Genomic DNA, 16,714 nt, shown 5'->3' on the forward strand with positions numbered 1-16,714 from the left:
ACAAGACCCAGTACGGCGATGGAGTCGGGACCGATGCGGATCCATTTCACGGGCGTCGCCGGCGCCGGGATGAGCGCCACGGCGCTGATGATGCGCGACGCTGGCCACGAGGTCTCCGGCTCGGACGAGGACGTCTTCCCGCCGATGTCCACCTACGTCGAGGGCCTGGGCTTCCCGTTCCACCGCCGCTTCGACGCCGCCAACCTGCCGGACGGCCTGGAGCTGCTGGTGATGGGCGCCAGCGCCAAGCTGGGCGGGCAGGACAATCCCGAGGTGATGGAGGCCAGGCGCCGCGGCGTCCGCATCACCACCTTCGCCGAGCTGCTGGGCGAGACCACCCGCGGCCGCGAGTCCATCGTGGTGGCGGGCTCCTTCGGCAAGTCGACCTGCACCGCCCTGATGGCCCACCTGCTGCGGGCCGGCGGGCGCGACCCGGGCTGGATGATCGGGGCCATCTCGCCGTCGCTGCCGGCCACCGGCCACTGGGGCCATGCGCCGGAGGTGGTGCTGGAGGGGGACGAATATGTGGTCGGCGCCGGCGACCGGCGCTCCAAGTTCATGCTCTACCACCCCGACCACGTGCTCCTGACCTCGGTAGTCCACGACCACGTCAACGTCTTCCCGACCTTCGAGGAATACCAGGCGCCGTTCCGGGCGCTGATGGGCCTCGTGCCGGCCGGCGGGCTGGCTGTGCTGCGCGAGGGCCCGGCGGTGCGGGCGGCGGCCGAGGGGACCAAGGCCCGCACCGTCTGGTACGATACCGCGCCCTGCGACGGCTGGTACAGCCGGGACGTGACCTACGGCGAGGTGAGCCGCTTCACCCTGGTCGGGCCCGGCGGCCGGCGCGTGGCGCTGACCACCACCCTGCTGGGCGAGCACAACATCGAGAACATCGTCGGGGTCTCGGCCTTCCTCCTGGAGCGGGGTTTGGTCGACGAGGCTTCGCTGGCCCGCGGGCTCGCCGGCTTCAAGGGCATCCGCCGCCGGCTCGATCGGCTGACCACCGCCTCGCGCGCGCCGATCATCGAGGGCTTCGGCTCCTCTTACGAGAAGGCGCGCTCGGCCATCGAGGCCATGACGCTGCACTATCCCGAGCGGCCGCTCGTCGTGGTGTTCGAGCCGCACGCCTTCTCCTGGCGCAGCCGCGACGCGCTCTCCTGGTACGACACGGTGTTCAAGGGCGCGTCCCGGGTGCTGATGCTGCCGCCGCCCGGCCACGGCGCCCAGAGTCACAACCAGTCGACCCTCGAGGAGATCGTGCAGCGCGCCGCCGCCGCTGGCGTCGCCGTCGAGGCCGTCCGCAACCCGGAGGCGGCGGAGGCGGCGCTGGGCGGCCTGGCCGGCGACGAGGTGGTGCTGCTGCTCTCCTCCGGCCCGCTGATGGGCCTGCCGGATCGGTTGCCGGCCCTGTTCGACGCCCGCTACGCCGCCCGTGCGCCGGCCGCCTGAGCCGCCTGAGCCGCCGGAACGGCCGCGTCCCGGCGCCGTTTCCCGTTAGGAACCATCCGGCGAAGGACGACTTTGCTCAAAACTTTCGGCTACCTGGTCTCAACTGTGAGCGTGGCGCTGCTGGGCGTGGTCTCCTGGAATAGCGCCAGGGAGAACCCGGTGCTGTTCGCCTGCCTGGCGGGCGGCATGGCCGCCTCGGTCGCCGGCATGTTGCTGCGCTGGCTGGCCTGGCGGCAGGAGCAGCGCGACAAGCGCGAGCTTGTCGACGCAGCCAGGCTATCGAGCACGGAATCGGCAACCACCATTGTGCCGAGGGGTTCTACAAGCGGCGTCCCATCCGACGCCGCGAATTTTGGAGCGGGTACATGAATCTTGGTAAGGATAAGGCCGCCGAGAAGCCTCAACGCCATTTCACCCGTGGCGCCGGCGCTTCGACCGCGGACATGGCCCCCGAGGGCGAGGTGCGGTCCGAGGACAAGCACATCGAAGGCCCGCACGCCCGCGCAGCCGAGCCCCTGCCGAAGCACGGCAAGCACGACCAGCTCGCCGACAAGGAAGCCGTGACCGAAGACCGCCAGGAAGCCCTGCTGGACGAGGGCCTGGAAGAAACCTTCCCCGGCAGCGACCCGGTGAGCGTCAAGCGCATCACCTGATCCTGGCGCGAGAACAAGGCCGGCGGGCGGTCCTTCGCGGGGCCGCCCGTTTTCGTGTTCACGCCGCGCGGCCGCCGCGTTTCCGCCTTGCCAAAGGCCTGCGCCGAGGCCCAGCGTGGCGGGAAGATCGCGCGGTGAACGACGCGCATTCCCCACGGAGGATCCATGTCGCAGCCCGCCGCTGGCGATACGCCTGTCGTCGAACCCGCCTGGCGCCGGATCGGCGCTGCGGTCGTCATCCTGTTGGCCTCCGCCACGTCGGGCATCTCGTTCGGCGTGGTCGGGCCGGTGCTGCGGCCGATAGCCGCGCAGATCGGCGACGAGCGCATCTCGCAGATCATCATCGTGATGCCTCTGGCCGGTCTGGCCCTGGGCGGCCTTGTGGGCGGCTGGATCGCCGAATGGCTGCGCGCCCGCAGGGCGATCTGTGTCGGCGGGCTGGCCTTCGCGCTGGCCGGCGCTGCAGCCCTCGCGCCGCCCAGCGCGCCCGGCCTGCTGACCATCTGCTTCTGCATCGGCTTCGCTGCGGCGATCATCGGTATCGGCCGCGGCCTGCTGCTGGCCGAACTCTATGCGGGCGACGCCCGAGCCCGAATGATCGGCTTCGCGTCCGCCTTCGGAAGCCTGCTGGCGGCGGGCTCGGTCTGGCTCTCCGGGGTGATCGCCGACCAGGCCGGCTGGCAAAGCGCCTTCCTGCAGTTCACCGCGGTAGGCGCGATCATCGTCGTCTGCGTCCTCGTGGCTGTCCGCGGCGGCGCCGGGAGCCAAGAGCGCGGCGCCAGGACCGACTACCGGCTGCTGGCCCCGGTCCTGCCGATCTTCCTGGCCGGCGGCCTGCTGATGCTGGTGCTGACCACCACCAACACCCACATCCCGCTGCTGCTGGCCGAGCAGGGGATCACCTCGACCGCCGAGACCTCAAGCGTGATGTCCATGCAGGGATTGTTCTCGATGCTGGCGGCGCTGGGTTATGGCGCGCTGCAGGCGCGGCTGGGCAAGGTCGGCGTGGCGGCGATCGGGATCGTCCTGCTGGCGGTCGGCAACGGGCTGGCGGCGGTGGCGGAGACGCCCCTGGCGTTCGGCGCCGCCTGCGCCTTCCTCGGGATGGCCTGTGGCGCGATCGTGCCCTGCCTCATCGACCTGCTGCTGGGCCTGGCCGCGCCGGCCGTGCGGGCGCGGGCGCTGGGCTTCTACGCCGCGGCCTTCAACGTCGGCGGCTTTCTCAATCCGTTCATCATGCGGCCGATCCGCGACGCCGTGGGGCTGCAGGGGCTCTACATGGTGATCGCCGTGAGCTGCGCGGTCATAGGCGGGGCCTATGTGCTGGGCGGCGCGGCCCGGGCGCGGCGGGCGGCGCTGGCCCGGACGGCGCACTGAACGGAAGGAGTTTGGAGGCCTGGCCGAGAATCGAACTCGGGTGCGCGGATTTGCAGTCCGCTGCGTCACCACTCCGCCACCAGGCCCTGGGGCAGCGGCCGGCGCGGGGGCGCCCGCCGCAGCGAGAGGCGGATCGCTAACAGAACCCCCGGCCTGCGGCAACGTCTCCGGCGCTGGCGATTGCGTTGCGCGCGCGGCGCGACCTATAAGCCTGCACCACATGAGCGCCCGAGGATCCATGGCCGCCGATTTCGCCGCCGCCCGCCTGAACATGGTGGAGAGCCAGGTGCGCACCAGCGACGTCACCGACGTACGCATCCACGACGCCATGCACGACATCCCGCGCGAGGCCTTCGTCCCGCTAGGCAAGACCTACCTGGCCTACGCCGACGCGGAGGTGGAATATGCGCCGGGCCGCTGGCTGCTGAAGCCGCGCGACGTGGCCAAGCTGCTGCAGGCGCTGCGGCCGCAACCGGGCGAGCAGGCGCTGGCCATCGCCGCACCTTACGCGGCAGCGGTGCTGGAGGCGCTGGGGCTCGCCGTCCGCCGCATCGACGGCGAGGGGCTGCAGCCGCCGGCCGGCATGGAATTCAACATCGCGATCTGCGAAGGCGCGGTGTCGCAGGTCCCGCAGGCCTGGCTATCGGCCCTGGCCCCCGGCGGCCGCCTGGCGGTGATCGAGCGCGACGGGCCGGTGGGCAAGGCGACGCTCTACGTGCGGGCCGAGGACGGCGTCGGCCGCCGGCCGATCTTCGACGCCACGCCCCCGGTGCTGGCCGGTTTCGAGGCGCAGCGCGGTTTCGCCTTCTGACCGAAAATGAAACACCTTCGAAACCACCGCGTGAAAAAAGCGTAAGATCACAGAATCTGGCCTTGGACCGTTGCGACGGTCATAAGGGGCCGCGCCCAGTCGCCTGCCTCGGGGATGACGAATGTTGACGTGCCGCCGCGGAGGCCTCCTGGCGATGGTTTGCGCCGCTGGAATGGCGGTTGCGCTTCCAGCCGCCGCCGAGACCCTCGCAGACGCTATCGCTCTTGCCTACGAGTCGAACCCGACGCTGCAGGCCCAGCGGGCCACGCAGCGGGCGCTCGACGAGAACTACGTCCAGGCGCGCGCCGGTTGGCGGCCGACGCTGAGCGCAGGGGTGCAGGACACCTACACCCAGACGCGCGTGCCCGGCGCGCAGGGCTTCGTCGACACCAACGGCGACGGCGTGGTCGACACCCTGGCCTCCACCAGCTACTCGGAGCGCTACGTCGGCAACGCCTTCTTCAGCCTCAACCAGCCGATCTACACCGGCGGCCGGGTGGCCGCGGCCGTGACCGCCGCCGAGGCCGACATCCTGACCGGGCGCGAGAACCTGCGCCGCCTGGAGTCGCAGATCCTGGGCCAGGTGGTCCAGGCCTATGTGGACGTCCGCCGCGACCAGGAGGCGGTGCACATCCGCCAGGAGGACGTGGGCGTCCTGCAGCGCCAGCTCGACGAATCGAAGGCGCGCTTCGACGTGGGGGAGATCACCCGCACCGACGTGGCCCAGTCGCAGGCACGCCTGGCTGCGGCGGTCTCCAGCCTGCAGTCGGCCCAGGCGCAGCTGGCCATCAGCCGCGGCAACTACGCCGCCGTGGTCGGCCAGAACCCCGGAGAGCTCGCGCCGGAGCCGTCGCTGGCGGGGCTGCTGCCTGTCGACGTGGACAAGGCCTTCGACATCGCCGAGGACAACAACGCCCAGATCCGCGCCGCCCGCTACACCGAGCAGGCCAGCCGGGCGCGCCTGGCGGGCGCCCGCGCCGAGCGGATGCCGCAGGTGTCGGTGGCCGCCACCTACGGCTTCAGCGGACTGGGCCGCTCGGTCGACACCGACACCTGGGCGCAGAACATCACCGCCCGGGCATCAGTCAGCGTGCCGCTGTTCAACGGCGGCCTGACCACTTCGCGCATCCGCCAGCAGGTGGAGCGCAACAACGCCGACCGCATCAGCATCGAGGGCGCGCGCCGCACCGTCCTGCAGACCTTGACCCAGGCATGGAACCAGTTGCTGGCCGCCCGGGCCAATATCAGCTCGACCGACGAGCAGGTCCGCGCGGCCATGATCGCCTCGGAGGGTACGCGCCAGGAGCAGCAGGTGGGCCTGCGCACCACCCTCGACGTCCTGAACGCCGAGCAGGAGCTGCGGGCCGCCCAGCTGTCGCAGATCGGCGCGCGGCATGACGAATACGTCTCCGCCGCCGGCGTGATCTCGGCCATGGGCCGGCTCGAGGCGCGCAACCTGACGCCGATGGCGCCGCGCTACGACCCCAAGACCAACTTCAACAAGCTCAGGGTCACCTGGGGCTGGGCGCCCTGGGAAGAGCCTATCGGGCTCGTCGACTCCGTGCTTGTGGGCAAGACCAAGGAGCTGCCGCTGGAACCGCCGGCGAACGCCGCGCCCCTGCCGCAGCCGGAACCGGGCAAGTCGCGGACGAAGTAGCCGCCCGGCGCGGCGTTTCGCCCGCTGGGCGAATCCGAACTTGCGGACTCGGGCGGAAATTGCACCATCCCCCTAGCGCGCCTACCCTGGCGCGACGGATTCGCACTTTCGCCCGACAGGCCGCACATGTCCGAGCAGACCGCCCAAGAGCCGACGATGGAGGAAATTCTCGCCTCCATCCGGCGCATCATCTCGGAGGACGACGCCCCCGCAGCGACGGAGGAGGCTTCGGCCGCTGGAGCGGCCGAAGACGCAGGGGCGCCGGCTACGCTGGCGGAGGCGCCGATGGCTTCGGTCGAACCGGAAGCGGAGCCCGAGCCCCCGCTGCAGCCAGACCTGGCGCCGGAGCCCCACGAGGAGGACGTGCTGGAGTTGACCGAGAAGGTGGAGACCCACGGCGACATCGACGTCTACATTCCACCCGAACCCGAACCGGAACCGGAGCCGGTGATCGCCGCCGCGCCGCCGCCCCCGCCCGAGCCCCCGCCGGTCGCGGCGCCTGCACCCGCGCCGGCCGAGACCCTGGTGGGCGCCGTCGCCGCCAGCGCCGCGGCCTCCGCCTTCGGCCAGCTCTCAGCGGCCATCGCCATGCCGCGCGACAACCACACCCTGGAGGACGTCGTGCGCGACCTGCTGCGCCCGCTGCTCAGGGATTGGCTGGATTCCAACCTGCCGCAGATCGTGCAGACGGCGGTGGCCGAGGAAGTCGAGCGGATCGCCCGCAGCCGCGGTCGCGGATAATTCCGCCGGGGCCGGCTTTCGCCGGCGCGTGCGGGACGGTATGCACCGCCCGGCATGCTTGAAAAGAATTTCGATCCAAAGACCGCCGAACCGCGCCTCTACGCCGCCTGGGAGGCGTCGGGCGCCTTTTTGCCGATAGACGACCCGGCCGCCGAGCCGTTCAGCATCGTCATCCCGCCGCCCAACGTCACCGGGCGGCTGCATATCGGCCACGCGCTGAACAATACCCTGCAGGACGTGCTGATCCGCTTCGAGCGGATGCGGGGCAAGGCCGCGCTCTGGTTGCCGGGCACCGACCACGCCGGCATCGCCACCCAGATGGTGGTGGAGCGTCAGCTGGCCGCGGAAGGCAACGTCGGCCGCCGCGACCTGGGCCGCGAGGCCTTCGTTGAGAAGGTCTGGGAATGGAAGGCCGAATCCGGCGGCGCCATCGTGGGCCAGCTCCGCCGCCTGGGCGCCTCCTGCGACTGGAGCCGCGAGCGCTTCACCCTGGACGAGGGCCTGTCGGCCGCGGTGCGCAAGGTGTTCGTGACCCTGCACGCCGAAGGCCTGATCTACCGCGACAAGCGCCTGGTGAACTGGGACCCGCACTTCCAGACGGCGATCTCCGACCTGGAGGTCGAGCAGCGCGAGGTGGACGGCTCCTACTGGCATTTCGCCTATCCGCTGGAGGACGGCTCCGGCGAGGTGGTGGTGGCCACCACGCGGCCCGAGACCATGCTGGGCGACACCGCCGTGGCGGTGCACCCGACCGACGAGCGCTACAAGGCGCTGGTGGGCAAGAACGTGCGGCTGCCGATCGCCGGCCGGCTGGTCCCGATTATCGCCGACGACTACGCCGACCCGGAGAAGGGTTCCGGCGCGGTGAAGATCACGCCCGCCCACGACTTCAACGACTTCCAGGTGAGCAAGCGGCACGGCCTGCCGCAGATCAACATTCTCGACGACTTCGCGCGGCTGAACGACAACGTCCCGCCCGAGTACCGCGGCCTCGATCGCTTCGAAGCGCGCAGGAAGGTGGTGGCCGAGTTCGAGGCGCTCGGCCTGCTGCGCGGGATCGAGCCCACCCGCCACATGGTCCCGCATGGCGACCGTTCGGGCGTGGTGGTCGAGCCGTACCTTACCGACCAGTGGTACGTGAACGCCGAGGTGCTGGCCCAGCCGGCCATCAAGGCGGTGGAGGAGGGGCGCACCGTCTTCGAGCCGCGCCACTGGGAGAAGACCTTCTTCGAGTGGATGCGCAACATCCAGCCGTGGTGCATCTCCCGCCAGCTCTGGTGGGGCCACCGTATCCCGGCCTGGTACGGCCCGGACGGCCAGGTGTTCGTGGCCGAGGACGAAGAGGCGGCGAAGGCGGCGGCGCGCACGGCCTACGGGCGCGACGAGCGGCTGCGCCAGGACGAGGACGTGCTCGACACCTGGTTCTCCTCGGCGCTCTGGCCGTTCTCCACCCTGGGCTGGCCGCAGGAGGCGCGGGACCTCAAGCGGTTCTACCCCACCAGCACCCTGGTGACCGGCTTCGACATCATCTTCTTCTGGGTGGCCCGGATGATGATGCAGGGCCTGCACTTCATGGGCGAGGTCCCGTTCCGCCGCATCTTCATCAACGCCCTGGTGCGCGACGCCGAGGGGCGGAAGATGTCCAAGTCCAAGGGCAACGTCCTCGATCCGCTCGAACTGGTCGACGACTACGGCGCCGATGCGCTGCGCTTCACCCTGACGGCGATGTCGGGCGCGGCGCGGGACATCAAGCTCTCCCGGCAACGCATCGAGGGCTATCGTAACTTCGGAACCAAGCTGTGGAACGCCACGCGCTTCTGCCTGATGAACGGCTGCGCGCGGGCGGAGGGCTTCGATCCGGCGAAGGTGAAGATCGCGCTCAACCGCTGGATCGTCAGCCAGGCCGTGCGGACCGAACAGGCGATGACCCGGGCGCTGAACGGCTGCGCCTTCGACGAGGCGGCCGACGCGATCTACCGCTTCATCTGGAACGTCTACTGCGACTGGTACGTCGAGGCCGCCAAGCCGGCGTTGAACGGGACGGACGAAGCCGCCGGCGCCGAGACCCGCGCCACCGCCGCCTGGGTCCTGGACCTGGCGCTGAAGCTGTTGCATCCGGTGATGCCGTTCATCACGGAGGAGCTGTGGAGCCAGACCGCCGCGGTCGGCGCGCCCCGCGAACATCAGGGATTCCTGATAACCGCCCCCTGGCCCGACCTGCCGGCGAGCCTGGTCGACGCCGAGGCGGAGACGGAGATCGGCCTGCTGCTGGCGGCGATCAGCGAGGGCCGCTCGGTGCGTTCCGAGCTCAACGTGCCTGTCGCGGCGCGTCCGCCGCTGCTGGTGCTGGAGGCCACGGAGCGTCAGCGCGCGGTGCTGGAGGCCAACGCCGCCGTGATCAGCCAGATGCTGCGGGTCGAGGCCTTGCGGTTCCTGGACGCCGCGCCGGCGGGTGCGATCCCCTTCGTGGTGGAAGGCGCGACGCTCGCCCTGCCGGTCGCCGAGTTCATCGACCTGGCCGCCGAGCGCGCCCGCCTGGGCAAAGAGATCGCGGGCCTGGCCTCCGACATCGACCGCACCGCCAGGAAGCTCGGCAACGCCGACTTCGTCGCCCGGGCGCCAGAGGAGGTGGTCGAGGAGAACCGCGAGCGGATGGCGGAGGCGCAGGACGCCAAGGCCAAGCTGGAGGCCGCGCTCCAGCGCCTGTCTCAGGTCGGCTGAGGCCGTGGCGCCCGGCGAGCGCGCCGACCGGGCGCTGGTGGCCCGCGGCCTGTTCGAGAGCCGCGCCAAGGCCCGCGCCGCCATCGAGGCGGGACGGGTGACGGCGGACGGGCGCGTGGTGGCGAAAGCCTCGGACCTGATCGGCGCGGCCGCCCATGTGGTCGCCGAGCCAGCCCATCCCTGGGTCGGCCGGGGAGCCCTGAAGCTGGCGCAGGCGCTGGACCTCTGGCCGGTCGAGGTTGCGGGCCGGATCGCGTTGGACGTGGGCTCCTCCACCGGCGGCTTCACCGAGGTCTGCCTGGCGAAGGGGGCGGCGCGGGTCTATGCGGTGGACGTGGGCCGCGGCCAGCTTCACCCGCGACTGGCGGGCGATCCCCGAGTGGTCAGCCTGGAGGGCGTCGACGCCCGGTCGCTGACGCCGGAGCTGATCCCGGGGCCGATCGGCCTCGTGGTCTGCGATGTCAGTTTCATCAGCCTGATCAAGGCCCTGCCGGCGGCGCTTCTCCTGGCGCAGGCGGGCGCGGACCTGGTCGCGCTGGTCAAGCCGCAGTTCGAGGTCGGCCCGGCCGACGTGGGCAAGGGCGGGAGGGTCAGGGATCCAGCCGCGCGGCTGCGCGCGCTGCAGCAGGTCGGGGCGTTCCTGGAGGCCGCCGGCTGGGCCGTGCGCGCGACCGCCGAGAGCGCCACGCCGGGCGGGGAAGGGGCGCTGGAGTGGCTGCTGTGGGCGCGCAGGGGCGGGTGATGGCCGGGCTCTTTCCTCCTCCGTCCTCTTCAGGACAAGGAAAGAGTCGCTTATTCCACCACCTGGTAGCGGCCCGAGGCGTCCGGGCAGACCCGGACGAAGCGCTTCTGGACCCGGCCGTCCGGCAGGTAGATCGGGCTTTCGGCCAGGGTGCAGCCATCGGCCGTGGGCGGCCGGTCGGTCACGGTGTAGCTGTCCGCGTAGCCGCTGCGGTAACCGTCGCCGCCGTAGCGGTCCTCGGAGTAGTAGCGCGACCGGTCATATTGCGAGGCGCCGTAGTCGGGCTGGTAGCCGCGATCGTAGGCCCGGTCGCTGTAGTAGCCGCTGGGGCGGCTGTCGTAATAGCCGCTGCGGTAGTCGCCGGAGCGGCAGGCGGCCGAATTGTTGCCGACGACTGCGCCGCCGACCGCGCCCACCGCGCCGCCCAAGAGGGCGCCTTCGGTGCGGTTCTTGCGGGCCGCGACGTTGGAGCCGATGGCCGCGCCGGCCAGGGCGCCGAGCACGCCGCCGACCGTGCCGCGGTTGGTCTGATCGCGCCTGCAGGGGTCGTAGTAGCCGCCCGACTGCGCCTGGGCGAAGCTCGGGACGGCGGCGGCCGTGGTCAGCGCCATGACGCCGGCGACGGCGGTCAGGGTGGACCTGGCGAGGATGGAACGGGTGGTCATCTTAAGCTCTCCCCTTGGGACTAAAAGGCGGGCGGCCGGCGGCGGTCAATGCAAGCGCGGACGTCATGTCCGATCCTTCCGTCAAGCTGCGCCGTAGGCCCCTTTTCGCCGGGGACCATGGCGTAAGAAAGGTGAATGGCCCTTGATCGGGCTGTTCATGTTCATGCAGGCGCGCGACAGGAGGTCCAGGCGCGTCCGCCTCCCAGGAGAATGGGTCTTGTCCAAACGTAGTTCCACCCCGCTCGACCGGGACGACGCCGAAGCGCCGGCCGCCGAGGCGCTGATCGAGGCCGTGGGCGGGGAGGGCGACGGCGTGGCCGCCGGGCCCGTCTACGCGCCCTACACCCTACCGGGCGAACGTGTGCGCCTGCGCGGCCGCGGCGAGCGGCGCGAACTGGTCGAAGTGCTGGCGGCCAGCCCCGAGCGCGTGGTCCCGCCGTGTCCGCACTTCGGCGTTTGCGGCGGCTGCGCCCTGCAGCACTGGGAGCACGGGGCCTACCTGGCCTGGAAGGTGCAGCGCCTCGCCGCCACCCTGGCGCGGCAGCGGATCGAGACCGAGATCCTGCCGCCCTTCGCCGCCCCGCCGGGGTCGCGCCGCAGGCTCACCCTGCACGCCCGGCCCGGCAAGCGCGACGAGGCCCGGCTGGGCTACAAGCAGCGCAAGGCCTGGACGCTGGTCGCGGTGGAAGTCTGCCCGATCGCCGACCCGCGGCTCGAGGCGGCGTTTCCCGCCCTGCGCCGGCTGGCCGCGCCGCTGTTCGAGAACCCCAAGTCTGCGCCCAGCCTGCACGTGACGCTGGCTGACGGGGGCGTCGACGTGGACATCTCCGGCGTGGCGCACAAGGCCGGCGGGCTTTCGGCCGACGCGCGGATGCGCCTGGCCGAGGCGGCCGGCGCGGCGAACTTCGCCCGGGTGACCATCGACGGCGAGGTCGCCTTCATGGCCCGCCAGCCTCGCGTGCGGCTGGGCGCCGCGACGGTCGCCCTGCCGCCCGGCGCCTTCCTGCAGGCGGTCCCGCAGGCCGAGGCGGCGATGGCCGCCTTCGTGACCGAAGCCGCCGCGGGCGCATCGCGCATCGCCGACCTCTATTGCGGCGTCGGGACCTTCACTTTTCCCTTGGCCGGGATCGCCCCGGTGCTGGCCGTCGACAGCGAGGCGCCGGCGATCCACGCGATCACCGCGGCGCTCGCCACCGCGCCCGGGCTGAAGGGCGTCACCGCCGAGGTCCGCGACCTGGTCCGCCGCCCGGTGCTGGCCATGGAGCTGAAGCGGATCGACGTCGCCGTCTTCGACCCGCCCCGCGCCGGGGCCGCCCCGCAGGCCGCCGAGCTCGCCAGGTCCCAGGCCGCCCGCGTCATCGGCGTCTCCTGCAACCCGGCCACCTTCGTCCGCGACGCCGCCCTGCTGATCGAGGCGGGCTTCCGACTGGAGCGCGTGCTGCCCGTCGACCAGTTCCTCTGGTCGCCGCATATCGAGCTGGTGGGGGTGTTCGTGCGGTGAACGGGACGTCGGGGTTCTCCCGCCTCCAGGGGAACCGCTTACAACCCCGTACGAGATAAGCGGTTTCCAGGGTCGTAAACAGCACTTCGGCCTTCGGATGAAATGATGTTGAATCAATAATCTACGTGATTTCGAAGCGCTAACGGCCATCAACAGCTCTAAGCACTCAGGGGCGCAGGGCGTACCGGAAAGTGTATCCCGAGCAGCGTCGTCCGTCGAGAATATAAAGAGAACATAAGGTTGGTCCTCGGACTGTGATCGGGCGGCTCACCCGCCGAACAGGTCGATCTGGTCGCCGGCCTTGGGGGGCACGCAGAACTTGCTCAGGTCGAGCGCGACCGAGGGGCGGTCCAGGCCGTAGCGGCGGCGGGCGGCCTTGAAGCGCTGGGCCATCAGGTCGGCGAGGGGGCCCTGGCCCTTCATCCGCTGGCCCCACTCGGAATCATAGGCCTTGCCGCCGCGCATCTGCCGCACGAGCGACATCACCCGGCGGGCCCGACCTGGATGATCCGTGGCCAGCCATTCCTGGAACAGGTCGGCGATCTCCAGCGGCAGGCGCAGGGCGACGTAGCCCGCGCCCGAGGCGCCGGCCTGGGCGGCGGCCTCCAGCACCGCCTCCATCTCATGGTCGTTGAGGCCCGGGATGGCGGGGGCGAACATCACCGTCACCGGCACGCCGGCCCCGGCCAGCCGGCGGATCGCGTCCAACCGCCGCTCCGGCGTCGCGGCCCTGGGCTCCATGCTGCGCGCCAGCTTGCGGTCGAGGCTGGTCACCGAGACCGCCGCCCGCACCAGCCCGTCCGCCGCCATCGGCCCCATCAGGTCGAGGTCGCGCGCGATCAGCGCCGACTTGGTGATGATCGAGAACGGATGCCGGAACCGGCTCAGCGTCTCGATCACCGCCCGGGTGACCCGCAGCCGCCGCTCGGCCGGCTGGTAGGGGTCGGTGTCGCCGCCCACATGGATCACCTGCGGCACGTAGCGCGGCCGCGAGAGCTCCCGGGCCAGCAGCCGCCCTGCGTCCGGCTTGAAGAACAGCCTGGTCTCGAAATCCAGCCCCGGCGACAGGCCCATGTAGGCGTGCGCCGGCCGGGCGTAACAGTAGATGCAGCCGTATACCACCTGTTACGCAGTCTCCGTCAGAATACCTGAGAGAAGAAGCGCACCCGCGAGGGGAACGACGTGCAGGCCTATGTATACGTTAGATTTTCGGACAAGCGTCAAGAGAAGGGCGCGTCCCGGGAACGACAACTAGAAGATTGCCGCAAGCTCTGTGATCGCCGTGGCTGGACTATCGTCGACACGATCGAAGACCTCGGGCGTTCGGCTTGGACCGGCGATCACTTAGCATCGGGTGAACTCGGCAAGTTCGCCGAGCGCGTCATGAACGGGGAGATCGGGCGGGGTTCCGTGCTTGTCGTCGAGCGGCTCGACAGGATTTCACGCCAAGCTCCACGGAAGACGCAGCGATGGCTTGAAGACATTTGTGAAAAGGGGGTCTGCATCGCGACGGCAGATGGGGAGCGCGTCTACGACGACGCCGGCCTCAACGCCGAAATCATGTGGATCATCGAAATCCTCTCAAAGGCGCATGGCGCGCACGATGAATCCCAGAAGAAGAGCGAGCGAGTCCGCGATCGCATCACGCGCAATATGGCAGAGGCAAAGGCCACCGGACGGGTGATCACTGCGAAGGCTCCGGGGTGGCTGAAAATGCGGCCGGATCGTTCGGGCTTTGATGTTGATCCAAATCGCGCCGCGCTGGTTCGTGAGATGTACGAGATGGCGGCGGAGGGAATAGGCCCCCGCTTGATCGCGAAGCTCTTGAACGAGCGTGGAGTTCTAGCTTGGGGGAAATGGCGCAAGCCAACTTCAACCCCGACCTGGGAACTGACATACGTGAAGCTGATCTTGCGACAGCCTGCGGTCGAAGGCGACTATCAGCCCGGATTCTCCAACACGAAGGAAAGCCGGACGAAGTTCGCGGAACGCCTCGTCGGCTATTACCCCCGCATCGTCGACGCCGACCTTGTCGCCCGAGCGCGTCGCAACCTGGACTCTCGGAAACTGGTCAACGGTCCCGAGGCGGCCCGGCCGGGCGTCGGCGGACGCCACACGCGGAACGTTGCGAACTTGTTCGCTGGAATGGTGACTTGCGGAAGGTGTGGCAACCCGATGCATCTTCGAACCAACGGCGAGCGTCCGCCGACGCGCCATTGGCAATGCAACTTCGCGAGCCGGAGTCGCGGGTGTTCTCAGACGCAGATGTTTAGGTATAGGCCGTTTGAGAAAGCGGCACTGGACTCTGTTCTGCATCTCGCGCTGGACGATTGGTTCTTCGCCGCGCCCGATCAGACGGCGAAGCTCTCGACCACACTGGCGGAATTGGAGAAGGCGCTCCGGGACAGGGAAGCGGAAGCCACGCGACTGGTCCGTCTGCTGGCACGGGTCGACGACGCGCCAGAGATTGAGCGCGAACTCGCCGACCTGGGGAAGATGCGACGAGTACTTGAAGCCGACCGTGACAAGGTGGCCGACGCGCTTCAGGCGGCGCGAGGCGCAGTCAGTCCGGCCGAACATCTACGCCGCGTCGCCGAGGTCCGCGGCGCTCTAGACGACGCCGACGCCGACATCCGGCGGCTCGCGCGGGCACGGGTGAAGACGGCGCTGCGCGAACTAGGCTGCCGGGTGGTCTGCGCCGTCGAGGATAGCGACCGGAAGTTCACGATGTGGCTGGGCGACGGCTCGTTTTTCCGAACCTTCGACAACACGGGCGCCGAGACGGGAACTTTTGATTTGATCAGGTCCCTTTCCGAACGACATCCGGAGAAGGCACCCGAGGAGGTGGCAGCGATGGCGGCCGATGCGCTGCGGGGGATGGCGAACGACATTCTTACATTGCTTGGACGTGCGGGAGAAACGAGCGGCTCGGAAAGCGTGAAGCCCGACTACATACGCGAACTCGCGATGCACGTTCGACGGGAGCGAGAAAAGGCGGGCGCCTAACGGGTTAGCGAAGGGCTACGCGTTGCAATCCTACTGCGGCGTCGCGCGAACAGCGTTACAACCTCCGCTGTATGTCATTCGCCGCCTACCACCGCCGAATCTCGCTCATCCGCGAGATGTTCCTGGACACCGCCGATCAGAATTATATCGGCGCGCGCGCGGCCTTTTTCGAACATCGGGACCATGATTTTTGGTGGCTGACGCTGCACGCAGTCGAGAAATACCTGAAGGCCGCGCTCCTAATGAATGGCGCGTCGGCGTCCAAGCCGACCCATAACATTCAGGTGCTCCTTGGCAGGCTTAAGAAGATCGACCCTCGCCTAGAGCCGCCCCCGTTTGTGCGCCCGAAATTTGCCGGCGGCGCCGGCTGGTTCGAAACAGCGAACGATGATTTCGTTCGGAACCTGAACGTCTACGGCAGCCCGACAAACCGCTACGCGGCATTCAGCTACGTCATCGCCGACATCGACATCTTTCGGGCTGACCATCTCGTCTACTGGGCTCGCCGGCACGCGCTTGTGTTCAAGACCGACACGTCTGGTGAGCAGATCGACTGGATCGCCGAACTGGAAGCCAATCCCAGACTCTGGCGCCACCTGAGCGGCGCGCCGCTGGAGAAGCTTCTCGATCTCCCTCGGTCGGATGTTCGGCGACAAACCTTCAGGCGATGGAACGTGGCGTTCTTTCCGGAGCTACGGCCACGACGGCGCCAAAAGCGCGGGGCACTCGCCCACAACGCGGGAATCTATCGCTCGATCGAGGTGCTACGGGGTTCAGCGCAGGGCTCGCAGGAAAGAAGCGAGCACCGGGAAGTGCTGCAATGGGTGATCGACAATGTTTTTCTGCCGAAGGAAGAAGTTATCGAACTGAACGCCATTTTGGATGCGCACCCCTAACCTCAAATCAATCCTCTACCGCTAGAGGGGCCGCCGCGCTGCCAACAGGCGTGAGGTGCCTGGAGCCCCCGGAGGTCTTTTTTTTCTTGGCGTTGCTTAGACTGTGACTCTAGGAGACTATCCGGCTGAGAGCGTCGAGCGATAGCTTACGCCCGTAGTCAGCCAATATGGCGGATTGGATAGCTCTCAGCGACTTCTCAGACATGCGCATCGATCGGGCGGCGGTGATGATCGCTTGTTCGTCGGGAATCTCCTGAAGGGCACCGTTCTCGACACAGAAGCCGAATGGGATTTTGCCGCCGAGATACCGGCCTCGGGCGCGCTGGTCCTTCTTCATGTCGCCGACGCGTTCTCGAATTCGGTCACGCTCCATCTCGGCGAAGGCGGCGGCAATGGTCAGGAATGTCTTGCCGAGGCCGTTGGTGACGTCGCCGTTCAGGTCCAGAAGGAAGAGCGACACGCCCTTGGTGCGCAACTGCTGCACCGTCTGGAGCG

Annotated in this window: 15 protein-coding genes and 1 tRNA gene; 12 read left to right on the plus strand and 4 right to left on the minus strand. The window is 69.3% G+C overall.

Translation table 11 applies throughout. The features are described 5' to 3' along the window. The first annotated feature begins 33 nt into the window (after positions 1-33). From VGL30_RS14895 to VGL30_RS14910, 4 genes are all read left to right on the plus strand, one after another. Entirely contained in the window at positions 34-1,449 is a 1,416-nt protein-coding gene (locus VGL30_RS14895; protein ID WP_331540798.1) for a Mur ligase family protein, read from the plus strand. A 111-nt stretch (positions 1,450-1,560) separates the two neighbouring features. Next, positions 1,561-1,818, plus strand: coding sequence for a hypothetical protein (locus tag VGL30_RS14900; protein ID WP_331540799.1), 258 nt, complete (start codon positions 1,561-1,563; stop codon positions 1,816-1,818). Between the two features lie 74 nt (positions 1,819-1,892). Further along, positions 1,893-2,102: a hypothetical protein gene (locus VGL30_RS14905; protein WP_331540800.1), complete on the plus strand. Its 210-nt coding sequence runs from the start codon at positions 1,893-1,895 to the stop codon at positions 2,100-2,102. A 165-nt stretch (positions 2,103-2,267) separates the two neighbouring features. Beyond that, complete coding sequence (locus VGL30_RS14910; protein ID WP_331540801.1) at positions 2,268-3,479, plus strand: MFS transporter; 1,212 nt, start codon at positions 2,268-2,270, stop codon at positions 3,477-3,479. A gap of 12 nt (positions 3,480-3,491) precedes the next feature. Here VGL30_RS14910 and VGL30_RS14915 read toward each other — a convergent pair. Then, positions 3,492-3,565 (minus strand) — tRNA-Cys (locus VGL30_RS14915). 152 nt (positions 3,566-3,717) lie between these two features. Here VGL30_RS14915 and VGL30_RS14920 point away from each other — a divergent pair. From VGL30_RS14920 to VGL30_RS14940, 5 genes are all read left to right on the plus strand, one after another. After that, the gene (locus VGL30_RS14920) at positions 3,718-4,290 is read left to right on the plus strand and encodes a protein-L-isoaspartate O-methyltransferase (RefSeq protein WP_331540811.1); all 573 of its coding nucleotides are present in this window, start codon (positions 3,718-3,720) and stop codon (positions 4,288-4,290) included. A 172-nt stretch (positions 4,291-4,462) separates the two neighbouring features. Next, positions 4,463-5,947: a TolC family outer membrane protein gene (locus tag VGL30_RS14925; protein ID WP_331540802.1), complete on the plus strand. Its 1,485-nt coding sequence runs from the start codon at positions 4,463-4,465 to the stop codon at positions 5,945-5,947. A 126-nt stretch (positions 5,948-6,073) separates the two neighbouring features. Beyond that, a complete protein-coding gene (locus VGL30_RS14930) occupies positions 6,074-6,688 on the plus strand; it encodes a DUF2497 domain-containing protein (protein WP_331540803.1) in 615 nt (204 codons plus the stop codon). Positions 6,689-6,742: 54 nt separating this feature from the next. Further along, positions 6,743-9,409, plus strand: a complete 2,667-nt coding sequence (locus tag VGL30_RS14935) for a valine--tRNA ligase (RefSeq protein WP_331540804.1) — start codon at positions 6,743-6,745, stop codon at positions 9,407-9,409. Positions 9,410-9,413: 4 nt separating this feature from the next. Next, on the plus strand, positions 9,414-10,151 hold the full coding sequence (locus VGL30_RS14940; RefSeq protein ID WP_331540805.1) for a TlyA family RNA methyltransferase: 738 nt from the start codon (positions 9,414-9,416) through the stop codon (positions 10,149-10,151). A gap of 50 nt (positions 10,152-10,201) precedes the next feature. On the opposite strand, the gene VGL30_RS14945 is transcribed toward VGL30_RS14940, so the two are convergent. Beyond that, on the minus strand, positions 10,202-10,816 hold the full coding sequence (locus tag VGL30_RS14945) for a glycine zipper 2TM domain-containing protein (protein ID WP_331540806.1): 615 nt from the start codon (positions 10,814-10,816) through the stop codon (positions 10,202-10,204). A 280-nt stretch (positions 10,817-11,096) separates the two neighbouring features. Here VGL30_RS14945 and VGL30_RS14950 point away from each other — a divergent pair, with 280 nt between their 5' ends. Beyond that, positions 11,097-12,317 (plus strand): class I SAM-dependent RNA methyltransferase, encoded by a 1,221-nt coding sequence (locus VGL30_RS14950; RefSeq protein WP_331540812.1) that lies wholly within the window; start codon positions 11,097-11,099, stop codon positions 12,315-12,317. A 267-nt stretch (positions 12,318-12,584) separates the two neighbouring features. Here VGL30_RS14950 and VGL30_RS14955 read toward each other — a convergent pair whose 3' ends face one another. Then, positions 12,585-13,439 carry a PA0069 family radical SAM protein gene (locus VGL30_RS14955; protein ID WP_331540807.1) on the minus strand — a complete coding sequence of 285 codons (855 nt, stop codon included), beginning with the start codon at positions 13,437-13,439 and terminating at the stop codon, positions 12,585-12,587. A gap of 60 nt (positions 13,440-13,499) precedes the next feature. Here VGL30_RS14955 and VGL30_RS14960 point away from each other — a divergent pair, with 60 nt between their 5' ends. Both VGL30_RS14960 and VGL30_RS14965 read left to right on the plus strand, forming a co-directional pair. Beyond that, complete coding sequence (locus tag VGL30_RS14960) at positions 13,500-15,323, plus strand: recombinase family protein (RefSeq protein WP_331540808.1); 1,824 nt, start codon at positions 13,500-13,502, stop codon at positions 15,321-15,323. Between the two features lie 71 nt (positions 15,324-15,394). Continuing rightward, positions 15,395-16,219: a hypothetical protein gene (locus VGL30_RS14965; protein ID WP_331540809.1), complete on the plus strand. Its 825-nt coding sequence runs from the start codon at positions 15,395-15,397 to the stop codon at positions 16,217-16,219. Positions 16,220-16,328: 109 nt separating this feature from the next. Here VGL30_RS14965 and VGL30_RS14970 read toward each other — a convergent pair. Continuing rightward, the coding region (locus VGL30_RS14970) for a recombinase family protein (RefSeq protein WP_331540810.1) at positions 16,329-16,714 on the minus strand (386 nt) is incomplete at its 5' end.

It is taken from the genome of Phenylobacterium sp. (genome assembly GCF_036502675.1).
Classification (GTDB): Bacteria; Pseudomonadota; Alphaproteobacteria; order Caulobacterales; family Caulobacteraceae; genus Phenylobacterium.